This window comes from Spirulina subsalsa CS-330, from assembly GCF_028330765.1.
Taxonomy (GTDB): Bacteria; Cyanobacteriota; Cyanobacteriia; order Cyanobacteriales; family Spirulinaceae; genus Spirulina; species Spirulina subsalsa_A.
This window is the reverse complement of sequence record NZ_JAQMTY010000044.1, coordinates 1-20,857: the sequence shown is the minus strand read 5'-3', so window position 1 is coordinate 20,857 and position 20,857 is coordinate 1. Positions and strand designations below refer to the sequence as shown.

General features: G+C 53.9%; 22 protein-coding genes. 13 read left to right on the top strand and 9 right to left on the bottom strand.

The genetic code is table 11. The features are described 5' to 3' along the window. Positions 1–103: 103 nt before the first annotated feature. Positions 104–1,255 (bottom strand): 7,8-didemethyl-8-hydroxy-5-deazariboflavin synthase subunit CofH, encoded by a 1,152-nt coding sequence (gene cofH, locus PN477_RS03155; RefSeq protein WP_272120837.1) that lies wholly within the window; start codon positions 1,253–1,255, stop codon positions 104–106. 54 nt (positions 1,256–1,309) lie between these two features. Here cofH and PN477_RS03150 point away from each other — a divergent pair, with 54 nt between their 5' ends. Continuing rightward, positions 1,310–1,723, top strand: coding sequence for a hypothetical protein (locus tag PN477_RS03150; protein ID WP_272120835.1), 414 nt, complete (start codon positions 1,310–1,312; stop codon positions 1,721–1,723). Here the strand turns inward: PN477_RS03150 and cbiT are convergent. Further along, positions 1,704–2,291, bottom strand: coding sequence for a precorrin-6Y C5,15-methyltransferase subunit CbiT (cbiT, locus tag PN477_RS03145; protein ID WP_272120833.1), 588 nt, complete (start codon positions 2,289–2,291; stop codon positions 1,704–1,706). The genes PN477_RS03150 and cbiT overlap by 20 nt on opposite strands. Positions 2,292–2,437: 146 nt before the next feature. Here cbiT and PN477_RS03140 point away from each other — a divergent pair, with 146 nt between their 5' ends. Further along, positions 2,438–2,836: a thiol-disulfide oxidoreductase DCC family protein gene (locus tag PN477_RS03140; protein WP_272120831.1), complete on the top strand. Its 399-nt coding sequence runs from the start codon at positions 2,438–2,440 to the stop codon at positions 2,834–2,836. 58 nt (positions 2,837–2,894) lie between these two features. Further along, positions 2,895–3,863: a PstS family phosphate ABC transporter substrate-binding protein gene (locus PN477_RS03135; RefSeq protein WP_272120829.1), complete on the top strand. Its 969-nt coding sequence runs from the start codon at positions 2,895–2,897 to the stop codon at positions 3,861–3,863. An 83-nt stretch (positions 3,864–3,946) separates the two neighbouring features. Here PN477_RS03135 and PN477_RS03130 read toward each other — a convergent pair whose 3' ends face one another. The 6 genes from PN477_RS03130 to PN477_RS03105 all read right to left on the bottom strand — a co-directional run bounded on the left by PN477_RS03130 (position 3,947) and on the right by PN477_RS03105 (position 10,463). Beyond that, a complete protein-coding gene (locus tag PN477_RS03130) occupies positions 3,947–4,429 on the bottom strand; it encodes an SH3 domain-containing protein (protein ID WP_272120827.1) in 483 nt (160 codons plus the stop codon). A gap of 110 nt (positions 4,430–4,539) precedes the next feature. Beyond that, complete coding sequence (locus tag PN477_RS03125; protein ID WP_272120825.1) at positions 4,540–6,060, bottom strand: hypothetical protein; 1,521 nt, start codon at positions 6,058–6,060, stop codon at positions 4,540–4,542. A gap of 169 nt (positions 6,061–6,229) precedes the next feature. Then, the gene (locus tag PN477_RS03120) at positions 6,230–7,519 is read right to left on the bottom strand and encodes a glucose-1-phosphate adenylyltransferase (RefSeq protein ID WP_272120823.1); all 1,290 of its coding nucleotides are present in this window, start codon (positions 7,517–7,519) and stop codon (positions 6,230–6,232) included. Between the two features lie 129 nt (positions 7,520–7,648). Beyond that, positions 7,649–8,281: a uracil phosphoribosyltransferase gene (gene upp / locus PN477_RS03115; RefSeq protein WP_272120821.1), complete on the bottom strand. Its 633-nt coding sequence runs from the start codon at positions 8,279–8,281 to the stop codon at positions 7,649–7,651. A 167-nt stretch (positions 8,282–8,448) separates the two neighbouring features. After that, on the bottom strand, positions 8,449–9,024 hold the full coding sequence (locus tag PN477_RS03110; protein ID WP_417158742.1) for an NUDIX hydrolase: 576 nt from the start codon (positions 9,022–9,024) through the stop codon (positions 8,449–8,451). Between the two features lie 44 nt (positions 9,025–9,068). After that, complete coding sequence (locus PN477_RS03105; RefSeq protein ID WP_272120816.1) at positions 9,069–10,463, bottom strand: IctB family putative bicarbonate transporter; 1,395 nt, start codon at positions 10,461–10,463, stop codon at positions 9,069–9,071. A gap of 312 nt (positions 10,464–10,775) precedes the next feature. Here PN477_RS03105 and PN477_RS03100 point away from each other — a divergent pair, with 312 nt between their 5' ends. The 8 genes from PN477_RS03100 (at position 10,776) to PN477_RS03065 (ending at position 18,764) form a co-directional block, all read left to right on the top strand. Next, on the top strand, positions 10,776–11,117 hold the full coding sequence (locus PN477_RS03100) for a hypothetical protein (RefSeq protein WP_272120814.1): 342 nt from the start codon (positions 10,776–10,778) through the stop codon (positions 11,115–11,117). 267 nt (positions 11,118–11,384) lie between these two features. After that, positions 11,385–12,023: a DUF3386 domain-containing protein gene (locus PN477_RS03095; RefSeq protein WP_272120812.1), complete on the top strand. Its 639-nt coding sequence runs from the start codon at positions 11,385–11,387 to the stop codon at positions 12,021–12,023. A 161-nt stretch (positions 12,024–12,184) separates the two neighbouring features. Then, a complete protein-coding gene (gene arsS, locus PN477_RS03090; RefSeq protein WP_272120810.1) occupies positions 12,185–13,186 on the top strand; it encodes an arsenosugar biosynthesis radical SAM (seleno)protein ArsS in 1,002 nt (333 codons plus the stop codon). A gap of 57 nt (positions 13,187–13,243) precedes the next feature. Beyond that, a complete protein-coding gene (locus PN477_RS03085) occupies positions 13,244–13,996 on the top strand; it encodes a TVP38/TMEM64 family protein (RefSeq protein WP_272120808.1) in 753 nt (250 codons plus the stop codon). 22 nt (positions 13,997–14,018) lie between these two features. Continuing rightward, complete coding sequence (locus PN477_RS03080) at positions 14,019–14,681, top strand: TVP38/TMEM64 family protein (protein ID WP_272120806.1); 663 nt, start codon at positions 14,019–14,021, stop codon at positions 14,679–14,681. A gap of 67 nt (positions 14,682–14,748) precedes the next feature. After that, on the top strand, positions 14,749–15,156 hold the full coding sequence (locus PN477_RS03075) for a response regulator (RefSeq protein ID WP_272120804.1): 408 nt from the start codon (positions 14,749–14,751) through the stop codon (positions 15,154–15,156). Continuing rightward, positions 15,146–16,372: a sensor histidine kinase gene (locus PN477_RS03070; RefSeq protein ID WP_272120801.1), complete on the top strand. Its 1,227-nt coding sequence runs from the start codon at positions 15,146–15,148 to the stop codon at positions 16,370–16,372. The genes PN477_RS03075 and PN477_RS03070 overlap by 11 nt, the downstream gene beginning before the upstream one ends. Before the next feature lie 130 nt (positions 16,373–16,502). Beyond that, a complete protein-coding gene (locus PN477_RS03065; RefSeq protein WP_272120799.1) occupies positions 16,503–18,764 on the top strand; it encodes a SulP family inorganic anion transporter in 2,262 nt (753 codons plus the stop codon). A gap of 84 nt (positions 18,765–18,848) precedes the next feature. Here the strand turns inward: PN477_RS03065 and PN477_RS03060 are convergent, their stop codons facing one another. Then, on the bottom strand, positions 18,849–19,091 hold the full coding sequence (locus tag PN477_RS03060; protein WP_072621948.1) for a hypothetical protein: 243 nt from the start codon (positions 19,089–19,091) through the stop codon (positions 18,849–18,851). Between the two features lie 475 nt (positions 19,092–19,566). On the opposite strand from PN477_RS03060, the gene PN477_RS03055 reads away from it, so the two are divergent. Next, positions 19,567–20,637 (top strand): aromatic ring-hydroxylating dioxygenase subunit alpha, encoded by a 1,071-nt coding sequence (locus PN477_RS03055; protein ID WP_272120840.1) that lies wholly within the window; start codon positions 19,567–19,569, stop codon positions 20,635–20,637. 124 nt (positions 20,638–20,761) lie between these two features. After that, positions 20,762–20,857, top strand: a 96-nt coding sequence (locus PN477_RS03050; protein ID WP_272120839.1) for a helix-turn-helix domain-containing protein, incomplete at its 3' end; no start/stop codon positions are given.

The window sequence follows — 20,857 nt, the reverse complement described above, 5'->3', positions numbered from 1 at the left end:
TCTAGGCACACTTGGGTGCGTTGGCTTCTCGATTTTAACACAAAACTGAATTCAGTCGTCTCCCGTTGGTCGGTTTATTTGTTGGCAAAACTTCATCTCACCGCTAACCTAACGGTGTAGCGGGAGTCCTCTTTTTGCATTTAAGATAGAGTGTCGTGCGTTCTTGGGCCGGGCGGTCGAGGGCGGCGATCGCCCCTCGCAACGCCTCCACCGTTAAACCCGTGCCCCCTTTCGCCCCGGCCATGGTGGTGATATGTTCTTCCATCAACGTGCCACCGATGTCATTACAACCCCAGCGCAGAGCCTCCGTCGCTCCGGCGAGGCCCAACTTCACCCAACTGGGTTGATGGTTGGGAATCCACCGCCCTAGGTAAATGCGAGCCACCGCCATGAAATGGAGGGTAGCCGTGAGATCGGGCTGATCGCGCCCCACTCGTTTGCGGAGGGCGGGGGGGGCTTGTTCCCCGACAAAGGGCAGGGCGATGAATTCGGTAATGCGAGCGGGGTGGGCTTGGGCGGTGATTTGGAGTTGGCGGAGGTGGTGGAGGTGGGCGATCGCATCCCTGGGGGTTTCAATATGGCCGCAGAGCATTGTACTCGTGGTGGGAATACCGAGACGGTGGGCCGTGCCGACAATTTCGAGCCAAGTGGCCGTATCCAGTTTTTCCGGACAGATGATCTGACGAATGCGATCGCTCAACACCTCCGCCGCCGTCCCCGGTAGCGACCCCACCCCCGCCGCCTGCAACGCCCGCAACACCGTTTCATAACTCAGCCCATCTTGCCGCGCAATAAACTCCACCTCCTGGGGCGAAAAAGCATGGAGATGCAATGCCGGAAACGGCTCTTTAATCAACCGCACCAAATTTTCGTAATAGGCCAAGGCCGACCCCTGAATCTTCGCCTCCGGATTCAGCCCCCCCTGCATACAAATTTCCGTCGCCCCCAGGGCCACCGCTTCGGCCACCTTCGCCCCCATCACCTCCGACGATAACCAATAGGCCCCGTCTTGGCCCACATCCCGCCGAAACGCACAAAATCCACAGTGCTGCTCGCAGATATTGGTAAAGTTGAGGTTGCGGTTCACCACATAGGTGACTGTGTTGCCACTTTGTCGTTGCCGCAGTTGATCGGCCACCCTGCGGATCGATTCACGGATCGCCGGGTCTGTTTGGGACAGTAACAGTATCCCCTCCTCTGGGGTGAGATCCTGATCATTAAGGGCGTTCTGGAGAGAGCGAGTGACGGAGGACATGGTGAGTTACAACGAAGTGAATGATGTACCTGAATAGTGTAGAGAATTCAGCCCATGGAACGCGGATTATTATGGTTGCCCCTTTTAGTTGGTTTTATCGGCCTAGCGTGGGCGGGGTGGAATGAGTGGAAAAAGGTCGATACCTATCAACAGTGGGCTGAGGCGTTTGACCAGGCTAAGTATGATCTTTATGCGGTTTTGGGTCAAAAGGCGGAGGTCATCACCTGGGGCTACCCAACCCGTAACGGGATTCTGAATCCTCAATCGTTTTCGCTGCGGGATGTGGTGGGAATTTATCTGCAAGTGAATGGGCAACGGGTGACAGGGGAACTTCCCCGCAAGGGCAAGCCGAGTTTAGAGTTTGCGATCGCGGGCGATCGCCCTCCAATTCTAATTCCCTTTACTGAAATTCCCCTCGCGGCCAAATGGCAGCAGTATTTAGACGGCATCAGAACTTCTCACCACTGAGAATAAACATCGGATTCACCGCCGCGAAGGTTTGATGGAGTCCCCGCTGTTCGAGCCGATTTACCGCTGACTGAATCACCTCAATTTGGCGGGCTTGCAGGGTGGCCAATCCTTCGGAAATAGCGTAGAGATTTTCCAGATTATTCACGGTGGCCACAATTCGGCCCGCTGGGGCGAGGGCATCCCAAGCGGCATTGAGAATGTCTTTGATCGGCCGTCCTCCTTCGAGGCAAATGCGGGTGGGGCGGGGTTCAATTTCAGGTAAGCAATCGGGGGCACTGCCTTCGATCACTTGCACATTTTTGACCTGGAAGCGATCGCAATTGCGCCGAATCAAATTCGCCACTTCCTCATCCCGTTCAATGGCGACAATCTGGCTCTGGGGTGCGAGTAGCCCCACCTCCACCGGAATCGTCCCCGTCCCCGCCCCAATATCCCACAGCACCGATTCCGGCTCCATCCGCAACGCCGACAAAATCAACACGCGCACCTCGCGTTTACTGAGGGGAATTCCCGGCAGTTGTTCAAACTGCTGATCCGGAATTCCAGGGGTTACATATTGCCACATACATTCCTTCAACTCTGTTGATTGAGCCTAGCATATGGGGGTGAACCCGTTGAGGGGGTTGGGTGATGCTCTACATCTCAAGCCAATTCATTCAGATTGCGGCCAATCCCCGCTAGGATCGGAGATGGAGCGCACCTTATGAATTCATGGCTAACCCTCGATACCACGTCATCTATGACGGCAATTGCAATCTTTGCGTCACGTTTACGCAACTCCTCGAACAGTTTGATCGCGGTCATCTCTTTGACTACACCCCCATGCAAGACGAAGCAACCCTCGCCCAGTGGGGGATCGCCTGCCAAAGTGGGGCCTTGGGGATGATTTTGCTCGATGCCCAAAACCCGAACCACAAATGGCAGGGCAGTGCTGCGGCTGAAGAAATTGCCCGCCTCTTGCCCTTGGGGGATCTATTTGTGCAGATGTACCGGAATATCCCTGGGATGAAACCCATGGGCGATCGCATCTATGACCAAGTGCGCGACAATCGCTATGCCTGGTTTGGTGAACGGGAGAGCACCTACTATTCCGAGCGGCGCAGCACCTAACGCAGGAAATCATCGGGTTCGTGCTGTAGTGAATCCCTCAGCCATTGCAATCACACCCATGAAACAATCAACCGAAACAAAAGCCCTGATCTTTAGTGCGGGGATTTGCGCCCTCATCATCGGAGGAGCCGCGTGGTGGTTTTTTCGAGCCGCTCCCCTGGCTTCCACAACTCCCCCCGCCGCCCTCTCCTCAGACCCAAACACCGTGGCCACCTTTGCCGATGTCTCCACCGTGCCCCGTGGTGTATTTCGCTATGGGGGCAGCACCACTTGGTCGTTAATTCGGGCGGCGGTGCTTGCTCCGCTCACCACCGCTTACCCCGATTTTCAACTGACCTATGCCGATCCCTGGTCTGGTGATCCCAGTTCGGGGAGTGGCATTGAAATGCTGTTGCAAAATCAACTGTCGTTTGCGATGTCATCGCGCTCCATCTTGGCCAAAGAACATGAGGCAGCCCAAACGCGGGGGATGCAGCTCACGGAAATTCCGGTGGCGATTGATGGCTATGCGATCGCCGTTCACCTCGACCTACCTATCCTGGGCCTCACCCTGGATCAGGTGAACAAACTCCAAGCCCGCGAATACACCAACTGGCAAGAAGTGGGCGGCCCTGACCTGCCGATCCGCTACTACGTTAAGCGCAACGACGAAGACCCCAACGCCACCGCCATCAAAACCACCACCGAAGCCATCCAACAACTCGCCACCGATCCCGGCGGGGTCTACTGGGCCTCTGCCCCTCTCCTCGCCGCCCAATGCATGATCAAAACGCTTCCCATCACCCAAAATGGCGGCACTTACATTTCCCCCACCATCCCCCCCGGCCCCTGTCCTGCGGGGAGCGATCGCCAAGTGAACACTGCCGCCTTTCAAGACGGCTCCTATCCCCTCACCCGTCGCCTCACCATCGTCATCAAACAAGACGGCACACCCGACCAAGCCGCTGGCGAAGCCTACGCCCAACTTCTCCTCACTGATCAAGGTCAATCGTTGATCCGTGAAGCCGGTTTTGTCAGTCTGCGCTAGGGGCGGATCGCTGTTTTGTCTTGATCCGTCAGCGTGTTGAGGAGCGTCCCCTCACCCGTTGCTGCCGTTGGAACTCACGGCCCTTAGTCTTCCTCAATCGGTTCAGAGTTGCCCGCCTTGACCCAGCCTTGGCGATCGCTCCCCGGCATCCGCACCCGTTCCCACAGACCATCATCCGTCGTATCCAACACAATCATCGGATCTTCGTAGAGCAAACTCCCGATCTGTTCTGCGTCTAGGGACGGTTCCGCCCGCAGCGTTAACCCATCAGGCCAGGTCACTTGGGCTCGATAGGCCCCCTCTTCCAGTTCTTCGACGGGTTCCGCCGGTTCAGGAGCAGCGTCTGGATCGGATTGCGCTTCCGCCGCTGTTTCAGGCACAATGCCGTCGGTGGGCTGTGGTTCCGCTGTGGCTGTGCTGCCCCGCTCCTCGCTGTAGATCGGACGCTCCGGATTAACCGACATCCGACTAAAAAAGTAATAGCCCGCCGCAGCACCACTGATCCCTAAGAGCGCAACGCCACAAATGATGCCTAGGACAAATTGTAGGAAGCGTAAAAACGACATAAGGTATAGCTAGATTGGGGTTGAAGAATAATGAATTAAGCCTGATCGTAACTCAAAGTGGAGTGTCCTCGGCTAAAACTGCGGAAAACAGCCCCCCATCTCGCCGGGGTTCAATTGATTTGGGTGACTTGGCGCAAGGCACGGGTTTGATCCATTAAGGCCTCAATATCTTCTGCCGATAAACGTTGGACATAGTTCACCTTGATCTCTTCAATCAACGAGGTCATCAGGTATTCCATCCGCTCTAGACTTTGTTGGGCGGTTATTTCGCTGGACATGGAATGGGTGAAGGTGGACACAATGCGATCGAGTAAGACATCAAATTCGGGGTCTTCTTCGATTAGGTGTTGAATTTGGGTGTAGAGCACGCCGTATAGATTGTGTACCACTTGCTGGGTCATTTTCTTTTGGGCTTCGGCGATCGCTGGCACCGAGGCTAACCCTTGGGCCCCTGGGGTGTCAGCGATCGCCTTATTAATGCTATATTCCACCAACGCCTCCACATCGTCCCGCATCGCCGGAAGCACCTGATTCACCACCAACTGCACCACCAACCGGGTAATCTCCGCCACCTCATTCGTATCATTGAGGTCAATATACGGATTGACATTTTGTTGGGATAGAAAATTCGTAAATTCTCCCCGCTTAATCGACCCTTGCACCTGGTTTAAAATCCCCACCACCACCACTTTCGTCAGGTCTTCGGCAATACTTGCCACAAACCCTTGACTGGCTTGTTTTTTGATTTGGTGCATATCGATCAGTTTAGCCTGATTTAAACGAGTCGTCACCGGAATAATCCGCAACAATCGCGCCCAATTCATCCAATAGGGAACGGGCATAAACAGCAGCACATCATACCAACGCCACAGCATCGCATCAAACCAGGTCACTCCCTTGCGGCGGCGACTAATTAACCAGGTGCGGGCGATAAACTCCACGAAAAACAGGGACGAAAAGGGAAAATCAAGAATCCCAAAATTATCCACCGGCTCCCCATTTTCACCCACGGGACGAAAGTAATTGGTTTCCACCAAGGGCTGAATTTCTTGCTCAAAAAAATCCAGTTGATCGCTGACATTATTGGCTTCTAAATAGTCCAAACTCCAGAATGTTTGAAATGCTTCCTTAGCGGATTCTGTTTCCACATGGTCGCGCATTAAATTTTTGATCCGCTCTAAGGTTCCGGTTTTATTGGCAACTTGGAAGGGATTTGTGTCGATAATATCTTCGCTTTGGCTGCGTAAAATGTTCAGGGATTGTTGCACCTGGGGGGAGTAGAGATTATAGCTAATGAGGTTTTCTGTTAAGATTTCAAATTCGTCAAGATATCGGTCGGTATCTCGATAGGGTTCAATGCCCTTAACCCAGTCATACCAATGAGTAACGGGTAAGCTCATCACCGTCACTGGGTCTTCGGGAAAGCTATATTCAAAGTCACCCACTTTTAAACTGAGAAACTTCACACGTCCTTGTAGCCAAAAATCCCGCAGGGGAATGTAGCTGAGGTCAAACAGGACAAGGAGAAAATTTAAGGCCGCAAGAATCGCGACCGTCCGTTCAAACCAGAGGCTAATCCGTTTGCCGGTGGAGGATGTGACGGAGGGGAAGGATTTGGGGAGTAGGGCCATTGGTTTTGAAAGGGTGCGATCGCATTCAGTGGCGAGCAGTCACTGCTCATTCTATTCGAGTATAGCAAGGGGTGAATCCTCCCTAAACCCGCCATAAAAAAACAGCAGTGAATATACTGCTGTTTTGTGCCAATGCCAAGGGAGGATTGACCGAGAGGGGTTAAAGGAATTAAATTACCGTGCCATCGGGAATAACCGCGTTTTTCAACACAACCACCACACCGCTGCGAATATAGAAGCCTTCATCTTCACGGTTGGATTCTTCCACACGGTCTTTGTTCAGAATGAGAACTTTTTGACCGATGCGGGCGTTTTTATCGACGATCGCCCGCCGAATGGTTGAACCGGCTCCAATCCCCAGGGGAATTTTGGTCGATTCATTGAGGTTTTGACGCTCGGTAAAAGGCTCGTAATAGTCAGCCCCCATCAACAAGGAATCTTCAATTTTACAGTCTGATTCAATGCGCGAGCGAATTCCTAAAACCGAGTGACTAATGCTGCAATCTTTGATGATGCACCCTTCGCCAATGATGGATTCTTTCACATCACAATTGAGCAATTTCGTCGGCGGTAAATAGCGGGCCCTGGTATAAATGGGAGCCTTTTCGTCATAAAAACTAAAGGCGGGTTTGGGCTGCATCGTCAGGGCCAAATTCGCTTCAAAGAACGCCTCAATCGTTCCGATATCTTCCCAATAATCATCGAACAGATAGGCCTGCAAATTATAATCACTGGCTGCACCGGGGATGATTTCTTTGCCAAAATCGGTTTGCTGCGGATACTTTTCGAGTAGGTCGATCAGGACTTCTTTTTTGAAGACGTAGATGCCCATGGAGGCAATGTAGGGTTTTTGGCGAGCATCTTCAGGATTTAACCCCAAGGTGGTGGTGTCCACCTGCATGGCTTTGAGGGCCTCTCCGGTGGGTTTTTCGCTGAAGTCTACAACGCGACCATTGTCGTTGATTTTCATCAAACCGAAGCTGGATGCCCGGCGTTCATCGATGGGGATGACCGAGAGGGTAATGTCTGCGCCGGTTTCGCGGTGGCGCTGAATGAAGTCGCTGTAGTCCATCCGGTAGAGGTGGTCACCGGAGAGGATCAGGTATTCATCGGCATCCCATTCGCGGAATAACCAGAGGTATTGACGCACCGCATCGGCGGTTCCTTGGAACCAGTCCGGATGTTCGGGGGTTTGATGGGCAGCGAGGACTTCGACGAAACCGTCACTAATGCTTGAAAAGTTATAGCCTCGGCTGAGGTGACGGTTGAGGGACGCAGAATTAAATTGCGTCAAAACATAAATTTTATCAATGCCAGAGTTGATGCAGTTACTCACTGGAATATCGATTAAGCGATATTTTCCGGCGAGGGGCACTGCGGGTTTGGCTCTGAGTTTTGTTAAGGGATAGAGGCGTGTACCTGCACCGCCGCCCAATATGATTCCTAATACTCGTTTCACGGAAAACCTCTTGACTGCCTGTAGTTTGACTCTCCAAGACAAGTTTATGATGGCAGGGGCAAATTGTCATAGAAAACAGGGATTTCGCCGTTCGGGTGGGGATGGATGGGGGGCGATGACGATCGCAGCTTACTTTGTCCCGTAGAGGCGATCGCCTGCATCGCCCATGCCGGGGATAATGTAGGCCTGTTCATCCAAGCCCTGATCAATAGCGGCGGTGTAGAGGGGGACATCGGGGTGATGGTCATGGAAGGCGGCGATGCCTTCGGGGGCGGCGAGGAGACAAATAAATTTAATCTGTTGGGGGTGGGATTCTTTGAGGCGTTCGACGGCGGCGATCGCAGAATTCCCCGTCGCCAACATCGGGTCAATCACCAACACCTCCCGCTGCTCAATGTCGTGGGGCAGTTTCACGTAATATTCCACCACCCCATGGGTCGTCGGGTCACGGTACAGGCCAATATGCCCCACCCGCGCTGACGGCATCAACTCCAGCATCCCATCAAGCAACCCCTGCCCCGCCCGCAGAATCGGCACGAGCACCAGTTTTTTATCCGCCGCCAACATCGGAGCCTGCATCGTCGTCAGGGGCGTTTGAATTTCCGTCAACTTCAACGGCAAATCTCGCGTCACCTCATAGGCCAGCAACATCCCCACTTCCTTGAGCAGGGTGCGAAATTTGGCGGTGCTCGTGTTTACCTGGCGCATCAGGGTGAGTTTATGTTGCACCAAAGGATGTTCAATCACAGTAACCGGGGCCATGGTGGTGAGGGGGTTAAGGTTTACAGGGCAAAATCCATGGGCGTATTGTGGCGCAAAGCGGGCGCGAGTGTTACAGCTTGTTCAGAAATCATCACGTACAGATAGCCCCTCGCCCCGTGGGAGAGGGGTTTGGGGTGAGGGTCAGGCGTGAACAAGCGTTATGCCCTTCAGGATCTCGCTTCGCGATCGCGCCCCCGCTCCAAATGCCGCAACGCCAAAAATAACGCCGTCACCGTCCCCGCCACACAAATTTCACCATCCCGAATATGGTCTTCAATCTCGTGCAGGGGAATCAACTCCACAGCGAGGGTTTCGGTGGGGTCGAGGGCTTGGGTTCCGGTGGGTTGGGCGTTTTGGGCGAGGAAGAGATGGACGGCGTTGGTGTCTTTGACGGGGTTGTCGTAGAGGGTGGCGAGTTTGTGCCAGTCTGGGGCGATGTAGCCGGTTTCTTCTTCGAGTTCGCGCTCGGCGGCGGTTTGGCTGTCTTCTTGGGTTGGATCGAATGCACCCGCTGGCAGTTCAAGGAGGATTTGCTGTACGCCGTGGCGATATTGACGCACACAGATCACCTCTTGATCCGGGGTAATGGGTACAACAAGGGCAATGTCGGGGCGCACATTCACGAAAAAATCATCAATTTCCGTCCCATCCGGAAGCCGCACCACATCCCGCCGCACCCGACACCAAGGGTGATCAAAGGCGAGGTGCGATCGCACGATTTCCCATTTTTTCAGCTCACCCATCATGAAATCTCCTGACTTAATTGCGATCGCACCCCAAAACTAGATTATTTTTGGGCGGATTGAGGCGCGATCGCACCTTTGGCGGGGGTAAAACTCGCCACGATCGCAACCATTAACCACCAGAGCGTATTAATCGCGGGACGATACCACACCGTATCAAAAAGGCCTTGGGTAAGCAGCCCCACACCGCTGGCAAGGGCCGCCATCAGCCAAAAGGCTTGGAGATTTTGCGCGGTGCGGAGAGCGTTGAGGTGGCGCAACCCTTCGCCCGCCGTGACGATCAGCAATAACAGGAAGCTCGCAAAGCCGAACCAGCCGATCTCTAGAATATGTTCTAAAAAGACCGAATAGGCTCCGAGGGCATTTTCAAACCCAGCGCGGGCATAGAGGGGATAGACCTTTTTAAACACACCATTGCCGGGGCCAATGCCGACGAGGGGATAGTCGCCGATCATGTTGAACACGGATTCCCAGACGTTGATCCGGTAGTTGTTGCTGCTGTCGCCTCGCCCGGCGAAGATGCTCGTTACTCGGAGGCGCACGGCTTCGACGGTTAGAATCGCCGCCATTAACATGGCTGCAAAGGTTCCGAAAACCAGGGGAATCAACCATTTACGCCAGAAGCGCGGGAGTAAGTCGGCGAACCAATAGCGCAGCAGGAGGAAGAAGACGACGGCGGTGAGGATGAGGGCAATCCAGCCGCCGCGACTGCCGGTGTAGTACAGACAGGCGGTGTTAATGAAAAGGGTGGTGAGGGCGAGGAGTTTGGGGACTGTGCCGCGCCAGATGAAGCAGGCGGCGAGGCTAAAGGCGATCGCAGGAATGACGTAGCTTGAGAGTAAATTCGGGTTGCCTAGATAGCTGTAGACGCGGGTGCTGTCGGCGAGGGGGGAGGTGGGATCATTCCAGGTGGCTAGTTGATCAACGCCGTGGATGGCTTGGCGGAGGCCGTAGCTGCTAATGATCAGGGAGAGGTTGAGATAGCCGGTGATCAGCCAGTTCCGCCAACGGGGCGATCGCAACACCCGCGCCGCGAGTAAAAAGAAGAGTAGAAAAAGGCTGAATTTGATCAGACCCGCTAACGCCACTTTTTTTTCGGGGGAAAAGGCCGTTGCGACGATCATCAAGCCCCAATAGAGACCGAGGGCGAGATGAATCGGGGTCATGCCGGGCCGTTCGGTGTCGGAGAGGGTGAGCAAGATCCAGTAGGCTCCGCAGGCGATCAACAGCACGCCGATTAAGGTGGTGTCGAAAAAGGGCGCGAATCCGAGGGCGATCGCAATCAACAGCACCCCCAACGGTTCCGCCCACCGCAACAGCCAACTACTCGTCCGCCACATCCCCAACAGGCCCACCCCCCGCGACAGCCAGCTTCCCGCCTGCCATCGAGACAGGGGAAGGGTTTGGAGCGTCACCTGTTGCCAACCCGGAATTCTCATACGCGCTTACTATCCATGAAACTGAAACGATCGCGGGCGATCGCCAAAGATGCCCCAAATTATATCGTGGCTGATCCCCGTCTACGATGATGCGGTGGGTTGTTGACTCTGGGGAAAACTAGGCCCGGATCGAATGGTGCGATCGCGCCGAAAAAATCTCAGATTAACCCTCAAGAATTGTGATGAATTATTACTAAAACTCATCTAAGATATTAAATTATATGAACAAGTCGAGGTTTTAACCACCCATCGCGCCGGATGTTGGTTAGCCCCCTTGTCCCTTTCTTGCTGTCGTTCACGGAGACTATCCCCATGGTTGGCTTTTTGAAAAAATTAACCGGAAAAGGTGAAAATTTCTATCTTGAGATCAAAGATGATGATGCCCAGCCTAGCGCACCGTTAACCCCCAAGGCAGAAGCGCCAGAACCCGCCGCTACTCCCGCGACCCCTGCTCCGGAACCGGCTGCCCCTGCTCCGGAACCGGCCACCGCGCCAGCGGCTCCTGAACCTTCTCCCATTACGCCCACAGCTGCGCCCCAGCCCGATGTCACCTTCGCGCCGGATTATCTGTTAAGCCTGAAAACCTTCTCGAAGCGGCGACCGGGGCCGAGCATGGCGAAATTCATGGGCTTAGCCCAACAGATGAAACGTTAAGCCGCGCAACGCTTGCGCGTCCTGTGGAACTTCATGACAGCACCCCAAGGCGATCATGAATTTCTCGCCAATCGCTCAGATTTTCATTGCAACAAGGGGCTTAAGCCCCTTGTTTTCGTGTCTCGCTTGCAACAAGGGGCTTAAGCCCCTTACTTTTGCATCTTGGGGTACTGTGTTGGGGTTATCCCCCATGGCAAAGTACCTACGTTGCACCGTATCCTGATCAACAGATACTTTGCACAACTCACAGGTGGAGACAATAATCGAATGACTGCGACACAAGTTTCAGCCCGCGAACTCTTTCAAGCGGCCTATGAAAATCGGTATACCTGGGATCAGGCGTTTCCGGGCTATACGGCGGATGTGACCTATCGCAAGGGTGAGCAAGAGGTGACCGGCCGGGCCAAAGTGGGCAAGGATATGAAGGCGGAAGTTTCTGAAGTGGAAGACGAAACGGCTCAGAAGGCGATTCACGGTCAATTGTGGGAAACCTCGATCCACCGGGTGCGCTATCCCTTTGAGCAGGTGCATGGGGAAAATACCTTTACCTACGGGGAAACCGATGAGACGGGGGCGGTGGAAATTTTTATTAGTGGGAAAGGCGAGGGCGATCGCTACAAAGTCCGCGACAATGAAGTAACGATGGTGCATCGCCATATCCACGGCACGGTGATTACGATTTTCACCCACAGCAGCCACCAAACCGAGGGCGGCTATCTCTCCCACCGCTACGACTCGGTGTATCACGACCCCAAAACCGGCGAACAACGGGGCGGCAAGAGCGATTTTGAAGATGAATACACCCCAGTGGACGACTATATGATCCTGTCGAAGCGCACGATCGCCACGGAAGGTCACGATACGCAGGTGTTTACCTTCAGCAATATTCAACTCTTGGCTGAGTAGCACAACGATCGGCATCATTGCGATTGACCTGAGGTGAGAGGCATGATCCCCATGCCTCTTTTTTATGGCAAACTCAGGAAAATTTCAGAGTATCTTGGTTCAATACCATCAGTAGGCTAGTGATACGTTAAGTTAGCCAGAGTGAATGCCTTTTTTTTGTTATGGTTCAATCCCCGATCTCTGCTGCTGTGCCAGTGACCCCGTTTGAGGAGGCGATCGCCCGCCCCTTAGCTAAACAGCCGATCACGGTGTTACAAATTAACCTCGGTCGCCGCTGCAATCTCGCCTGCACCCATTGTCACGTAGAAGCGGGGCCCCATCGCACCGAAGAACTGTCCCCTGAAGTTTGTGAGCAATTGATCCGCCTGATTGAGCGATCGCCCCAACTCGAAACGGTGGACTTAACCGGGGGCGCACCGGAATTAAACCACGGCTTCCGTCCTTTGGTGGAGGCAGCACGGGCAGCGGGAAAAACGGTCTTGGTGCGATCGAATTTGACGATTATGTTTGAGCCGGGGTTTGAAGACTTGCCGGACTATTTCGCCCAACATCAGGTGCGGATCGTGGCTTCCTTGCCCTGTTATTTAGAAAAAAATGTGGATCAGCAGCGGGGCGCGGGGGTTTATCAGGAGGCGATTCGGGCGATTCAGCGGTTAAACCAACGGGGTTATGGCTGTGATCCTAACTTAGGGTTGGATTTGGTCTATAATCCGAGCTTGCCCCAGGGCGATCGCTTCTCCTTACCTCCCGCCCAAGCGGGCCTAGAGGCAGACTACAAAACCTATCTCCGCCAGCATTTCGGGATTGAATTTAATCACCTCTTCACGATCACCAACATCCCCATCGGTCGCACCCAGCACTATCTCCAGCGCCGGGGCCTCGAAACCGACTATCTCCACTTCCTCGCCACCCACTACAACGCCGCCACAGTGGAGCATCTCATGTGTCGCACGGAACTGTCCATCGACTATCACGGCAATGTCTACGATTGCGACTTTAACCAAATGGCAGGGGTTCCGGCCCAGCTTCCCGATGGGCAACCGTTGACCGTGGCGACGCTGCTCGCTCAGGGTCTCAACATCCTTGAAACGATCCAAACCGCCGACTATTGCTATGCTTGCACAGCGGGATGTGGGTCGAGTTGTGGGGGGTCACTCTTGTAAAACCGTGGCATCGTTGCAATCTTCTAGCCGTTTCAACCCCCACTACCGCACAAAACCATGGGTGACTTTTTCCGTAAAACAACCGTGATCACCGTGGCGAAAGTTGCGATCGCCGCCGTTGCGATCGCCGCCCTGATCCTGATCGCCAAAGCCCTCAACGTGCAACAATACCTTGTCACCTTCCTCAACAGCATTCAACAACTGGGAGCCTTCGCCCCCATCGCCTTCATCCTGATCTACATCATTGCCACCGTCTTCTTTCTCCCCGGCTCGATTCTCACCCTAGGGGCCGGGGTCGTCTTTGGCGTGATCCAAGGCTCCATCTACGTCTCTATCGCCGCCACCCTCGGAGCCACCGCCGCCTTTATCGTCGGCCGTTATGGCGCTCGGCAATGGGTCGCCCAACAGATCGACACCAAACCCAAATTCAAAGCCATCGATCGCGCCGTCGCCCAAGAAGGCTGGAAAATCGTCGGACTGCTGCGACTCTCGCCCATTTTCCCCTTCAACCTGCTCAACTACGGCCTCGGTGTCACCCAAGTCACCCTCCGCGACTACTTTTTTGCCTCCTGGATTGGCATGATGCCCGGCACGGTGATGTATGTCTACATCGGTTCTCTGGCCGGTAGCCTCGCCACCCTCGGAACCCATTCTGACGCGGTTTCTACCCCCCAATGGATCATCCGCATTGTGGGCTTCATTGCCACCGTTGCCGTCACCCTCTACGTCACGAAAATTGCCCGCCACGCTCTCGATGAACAGATCGAAAGCGAACCCACCCCCCACACTGATCAAAACCCCACGCCATGAGCACCCTACCCCCATGAACCCGATGCGCCCTTCCAAACGTTGGCTGATTCTGATTGTTTGGAGTCTGATCGGGGTGGCCATGGTGCTCCTGTTCACAACCCCCGCCCGCCATTGGATCGCAGATCATCAGCGGTGGGTGGCGATGATTGAACGTGGAGGAGTGGGGCTGTTTTTGTTGGCCCATCTAGTATTAACGCTGATGGGTGTACCGGGTACGGTTTTGGCGGTGACGGGGGGCCTGGTGTTTGGCTGGGTTTGGGGGACGATCTTTTCGGTGCTGGGGGGGACGATCGGGGCGGTGGCGGCCTTTTGTCTGGCACGTTACTGTCTCCATGATTGGGTCGTGGAGCGGTTTGGGGCCCATCCTCGCCTGCATTCGTTGCGGCAGGCGGTGCAACACCGTCCGTTGATGTTTGTGCTGGCGGTGCGCTTTTTCCCGATTTCGCCGTTTAATGTGGTGAATTTTTTGCTGGGGTTAACGCCGGTTCCCTTGGGAGCTTACGCGGTGGGGACGGGCTTGGGAATTATTCCGGGGACGATTCTCTATACTGGGCTGGGGGTGACGGGAAAAACGGCTCTGGGGGAGGGGTCGATGGGGCCGTTTTTGATGATCATTTTTGTGCTGAGTCTGTTGGCGATCGCCCCCTTCCTGCTGCGGAAACAGGGACAACGCTTTAAGCTTTAGGGATTATTTGGCAATTAGGTTAGGATCATTGGACAATGGCTCCATACCCCTCTCCGGTTGAATATTCATGACTTCCCGTGCTGCTATTCTCTGTGTTGATGATGAAGTAAGCATCTTAAAAAGTTTAGAAATCGAACTCCGCTCCGCCTTAAGTGATTCGCAATATCTCTGCGAATTTGCCGAAAGTGCGGATGAGGCCTTTGAGATCATCGAAGAACTTCGCCAAGAAGGAATTCGCATTGTCTTAGTGGTCTCGGATTGGCTAATGCCAGGGATGAATGGAGATGATTTTTTAATTCGGGTGCATCATTACAATCCAGGGATTTCAACCATTATGTTGACGGGTCACGCGGATGAACAGGCGATTCGTCGTACCTATGAAGAAGCGAATCTTGTTTCGTGCCTTCATAAACCCTGGAAAGCGTCCGATCTCAAACTACTCATTTCTTCTGTTTTGTCTCAACATGACTCATAAATTTGCCATCATTTGTGTTGATGATGAGCTAACAATTCTCAAAAGTATTCAAGCAGAATTACAACGGGCATTAGGCTCGGATTATCTGATTGAACTCGCCCAAGATGCCCAAGAAGCGCTTGAAGTGATTGATGATCTCACCCAAGATCAATATCAGGTCGCGGTAGTGATTGCCGATTACATCATGCCGGGACTGAAGGGAGATGATTTACTGATTCAAATTCACGCCCAAAATCCTCGCATTCTTAAAATCATGCTCACGGGTCAGGCGGATGCCGATGCGGTGGGCCATGTGGTCAATGAGGCGCATCTCTACCGCTACATGACAAAACCTTGGAATAATCACGATTTAGTAACTACGGTGCGCGAGGCATTACGCAGTTTTAATCAAGATATTAAACTCGAAGAACAAAATACGGTTTTAACCCATCTCAATCAATTTTTAGAACAAAAAGTTGATGAGCGGACGGCGGCGCTGCAAGCGGCTAATCTGCAACTGCAACAATTGAATCAAGAGTTAACCCGCTCCAACGAAGCCCTTGAACAATTCACGGCAATGGTGTCCCACGATCTTCGTCAACCACTGCAAAGTATTGTGGGATTTGCCAAGTTGTTAAAACTGCAATTTGGCAATCGCTTGGAGCCGCCGGCGTTGGCCTATGTGAATAAGATTATTACGGCGGGCGATCGCCTCCATCAGATGCTCAATGATCTCTTGACCTATGCTCAGGTGGGGATGGAGAACCATGCGGTGATGCCGGTGAACTGCACGAGCATTCTCAATGAAGCGATCGCCAATCTGCAATGGGCGATCGACGATAGCCACGCCGAAATCCACATCGAACCCCTCCCCACCCTAGTGGGTAACACCTCGCAACTCTTGCAACTCTTTCAAAACTTGATCAGTAATGCGATCAAGTTTTCCCGTGTTGGTGTGTCGCCTCGGATTCGGATTTGGGGGCAACAGGTGGATCAATGCTGGCAATTTGGCATTCAAGACAATGGCCAAGGCATTCCCGCCCAAGAGTGCGATCGCATTTTTAAACTCTTCCATCGGGTCAAGCAGGATGACGATTCGATCCGGGGGTCAGGCATTGGCCTCGCCACCTGTCAAAAAATTGTCGAGCGTCACGGGGGGAAAATTTGGGCTGAATCCTGTTTAGGGGAAGGCACAACACTCTTTTTTACCATCCCCTGCAAGACTCCCGCCTCCTAATCTCACGCCTTGCGGTGCTCCTCCCTCCCACCTCCTCAGCCGGAGCACTCTGCCACCGTTCGGTAAAGACGACTACGATCGCCCCTGTCAATTTCCTCAACACTGAAAGACAGTCCACCCCGCGAAGATCATGATGTCTCCCGCTTCACTCCCCACCCCTGCCCAGTCTCCCTGGCAACGCTGGATACCCTTACACCCCAGCATTTTAGTCCCCAGCCTCACCGCTGGCCTCGTCACTGGCTTAATCGGGGTGATTCGCGCCATTTCCTATGCGGCCTTGATTTTTTCCGGCACATTGGGGGTGAATCTGTCCAGCGGGGTGGGGATGGCGGTGTTGAGCACTGGGGTGATCAGTGTCGTTGCTGCCCTGACGAGCACGCTACCGGGCATGATTGCCACACCCCTCGCCGCCCCGACGGCCATTTTGGCGATTATGGCGGGTCAATTGGCAGAGCAGATGGCCGGCGAGAGCGATCGCACCATTTTCCTCACTGTTTCCGTCGCGATCGCTCTGGCCTCCTTCCTCACCGGCAGCCTCCTCCTCACCCTCGGACTCTTCCGCCTCGGCGACGCGATCCGCTTGATTCCCTATCCCGTCGTTGGCGGATTTATGGCCGGCACAGGCTGGCTCCTCGTCGATGGCTTTGTCCAAGTCACCACCGATCAACCCCTGGCCTGGCGCACCCTGCCGGATCTCTGCACCAACGGTACTTGGCACTATTGGGGCGTGGGGTTGCTGTTTGCGGTGATCTTGATTGGTCTGTCGAATCGGTTTAAACATTATCTCGTCATGCCCGGCACGCTGATCGCCCTGATGGGGCTGTTTTACTGCGCCCTCTGGCTGACCCATACCCCCATTGACCAAGCCCGTGCAGCGGGGTGGCTCTTGGGGCCCTTTCCGGCGGGGGGATTGTGGCAGCCCGTGGGGTTTGGGGATTTAGCCGCCGTGGATTGGGGAGCGATCGCCCATCAAACCGGCAGCCTGATCACCGTCGCCCTCATTAGCCTCCTCTCCCTCGTCCTCAGCAACAGCGGCATTGAACTCGTCGTCGGGCGCGACCTCAACCTCAACACCGAACTTCGTTCCATCGGCCTCGCTAGTCTCGCCTCCGGGTTTGGCAGCGGCATGGTGGGCAACCAAGCCCTCCCCAGTACCCTCCTCGTCCATAGCATCGGCGGCCATAGTCGCCTCACGGGGGTAATCGCCGCCCTTCCCTGTTTTGCCGTGCTCGGCCTCGGTTCGGCCTTCCTCTCCTATTTCCCTAAACCCGTCCTCGGCTGTCTCCTCCTCTATCTGGGGGTCGCATTGCTGGATAAATGGCTGATTAAATCCTGGTCTACCCTGCCGCGCTGGGACTATGCGATCGTCGTGGTGATTCTCGTGGCGATCAATGCGATCGGGTTTTTACAGGGAATCATCATTGGCTTTATTTTGGCGGTCATTCTCTTTATGTATGACTACAGCCGCGTCGATGTGGCCAAAGAAGTGCTCTCCGGTGCGACGACCCACAGCAATGTGGAACGCAGTCCGGCGGCGTTGGCGCAGTTGCGGGCGATCGGGGATCAAATCTTTATTTTGGAACTGCAAGGGTTTCTCTTTTTCGGCACGGCTAACTATCTCCTCAATCAGGTGAAGCGGCGCGTTGAACAAGAGAGCGCACCGCCTGTGACGTTTATTCTGTTGGATTTTCGCCAAGTGACGGGTATTGATGCCTCTGCCGTCCTCAGTTGCAATAAAATCCTCAAAATTGCCCAACAGGAAAAAATCACCCTCGTCTTTACCAATGTTTCGGCGGAGTTCCAAGCCACCCTCCAGCAGGGGAAAGCGATCGCCCTCGATCAAACCCAATGCGCCCTCTTCCCCGAACCCTCTTGCCAACTCTTCGCCGACATGGATCGCGGCTTGGAATGGTGCGAAAACCTCCTCCTCCGTACCACCGAGCACCGTGAACCCAGCACCCCCCTCGGCACAGTCCTCACTCAAATGTTTCTCACCCCCGCCCAGGTTTACCCCTTCATGTCCTATCTAGAACCCAAAACCGTCGCCGCCGAAGAGGTGATCTATCAACAGGGGCAAGCCAGTGATTACCTGTACTTTGTGGAATCCGGGCGGGTGAGCGTTTTGTTGCAACTTGAAGAGGGGTGCAGCAAACGCCTGCAAACCGTCACCGGCGGCAATATTCTCGGCGAAATGCGGTTCTATGGTAAACCTCCCCTCTCTACCACCGTGATCGCCGATGTGAAAACCCAGCTTTATGGCCTGAGTCAAGCCGCCTTTCGGGTGATGAAGTTAGAAAATCCGACGCTCGCGAATCAACTTGAAGGGTATATTGTGCGAGTGCTGTGCGATAGTCTCACGCGCCGAGAACAGCAACTGCGGGTTATTCGCTAACCGTGATCAAAACAGCCCTGACTACGATGACCGATCGCACCAGACGCGATCGCAAGGGCACAGAACGACAAGCCTAGACACGCTTTAGGCGTAGCACTGAGATGAGCGATAGTAACGGTCGTGCTTTTCGAGGGTGTAGAAGATCCGGGTCAACATGTTGCGGTGATCTTCGCTGAGGTGTTGATCTTGTTTGAGGGTGTAGAGGATTTGATATTCCACATTGGTTAAGGTGTGGACGCGATGAATTTTGCTGTAAATTTCGTACAGAGTCTCGCTGAGGCGAATGCGATGCTTGACGGTGTTGGGGACGAGAGTGAGAGTATCCATAGCAACTGACCAAAGAGAGATGGGTAGGATTCGGTACACAGAATCTACTTAACAAGCTAAACAGAGAATGTGAAAAACTTGGGAATCTTGGGCATATTTTACACTTCTTTACATTTAGTTTCTACCCATGATCTGCCCATAATTGTTGCAGACTTGATGCGGATTGACCCACTCGCTGGGCTGGTGAGATGCGGTCAGGCAAAAATGCGATCGCTTCAGGATTACGCCAGGCCTTGTGATTCGCTGGATTTCTGGCTCAATTGTGGTTTACTGATTATGCGTTTGAGTCCGGGCACTGGCTCCATGGTGCGCTTAATGCTGAGTTTGAAATATCAGGAGTTTTTGATAATAAAACTCTGGGTGAGGTGCATGGCTCAGGTGATCTGGGAATTGAGAGAGGGGCGATGGTGCGATCGCCCCCTGAGCCAACCTGATATAGTTTGCAAAGAATGTGATGAGTAGTTGAAGTAACGTGATGCGATCTGATGCTTGTTCTGCCTCATTTACGGTGCAAGACTTGCGCACCTGTGGCATTAATCTCAACCATTGGTATGGGGTGGCGCAAAGCCAAGAGGTGACGACTGAGCCGCGGCCGATTGTCCTCTGGGGCCAACCGATTGTGTTGTATCGAGACAGTGGGGGGCAGGTGCAGGCCCTAGAGGATCGCTGTCCCCATCGTCAGGTGCAACTCAGTGCGGGCCAGGTGCGGGGCAATGCGATCGCCTGTGCCTACCATGGTTGGGAATTTGACGGCACGGGACACTGTACCCATGTGCCCTATCTCAGCGCCACCCAAAAACGCCCCAATTGTCGCCTCAAAACTTACCCAGTCCGGGAGTTAGATGGGTTTATCTGGCTGTTTCCCGGTACGGGGGATGCCGAGGCGATCGCTCCCATGGGACTTCCGGAATGGGATCACCTCAACTACATCGCCTCTTGGACAACTATCGACTGTCCCGGTCACTATTCCTACTTGATTGAAAATCTGATGGATATGTACCACGGACACCTCCACGACAATTACCAAGCCTGGGCATCGGCACAACTCCAACATATCAAAGCCCACAGCGATCGCATTGATGCCGAATACGAAGCCCAAAGCTATTACAAAATTGACAAAATTTGGTCAGTGTCTCAACTGTTCATCCCAGCCCTGCGCCGCCTCCATCCGGAACCGTTGCACGTCAGTTATCGCTATCCCCATTGGGCTTCGACCTTGGGGGATGATTTTAAAATTTACTGCCTCTTTTGCCCGGTGGATCAGCATCGAACGCGGGCCTATTTGGTGCATTTCACCTCGTTAAATGCCTTTTGGCGATTGCATAAATTGCCGATTCCGTTCCGCCGCTGGATTAAAAACAGTCTTTTCAATTCGGCGCGGGGTCTGCTCAATAACCTAGTGGCGCAGGACGTGGCCATGATTGAACAGGAACAAGCGGCGTTTGTCGCCCATCCAGAGCGAAAAAGTTATGAACTGAATGGCGCGATCGCCGCTGTCCAGCGCCTGATTTGGCAACAGCGTCATGGCGAGGGTGGCGTTGATTAATGGTGTTCTTCAAAACGTTGGAGTTCTCACCAAAACTAATGGGTCTGAAGCCCCGCCCTTTTAGGGCGGCTTTGCTGCTGGAGTTTATCGCTCCAATCCTCTCCATCTTTGGTATCCTAGCACCATGAAAAGCCGATATCAGTACAGAATCTATCCCACCCCAGGTCAGCAAACCGAACTAGCCAAGCTGTTCGGATGCTGTCGTGTAGTGTGGAATGAT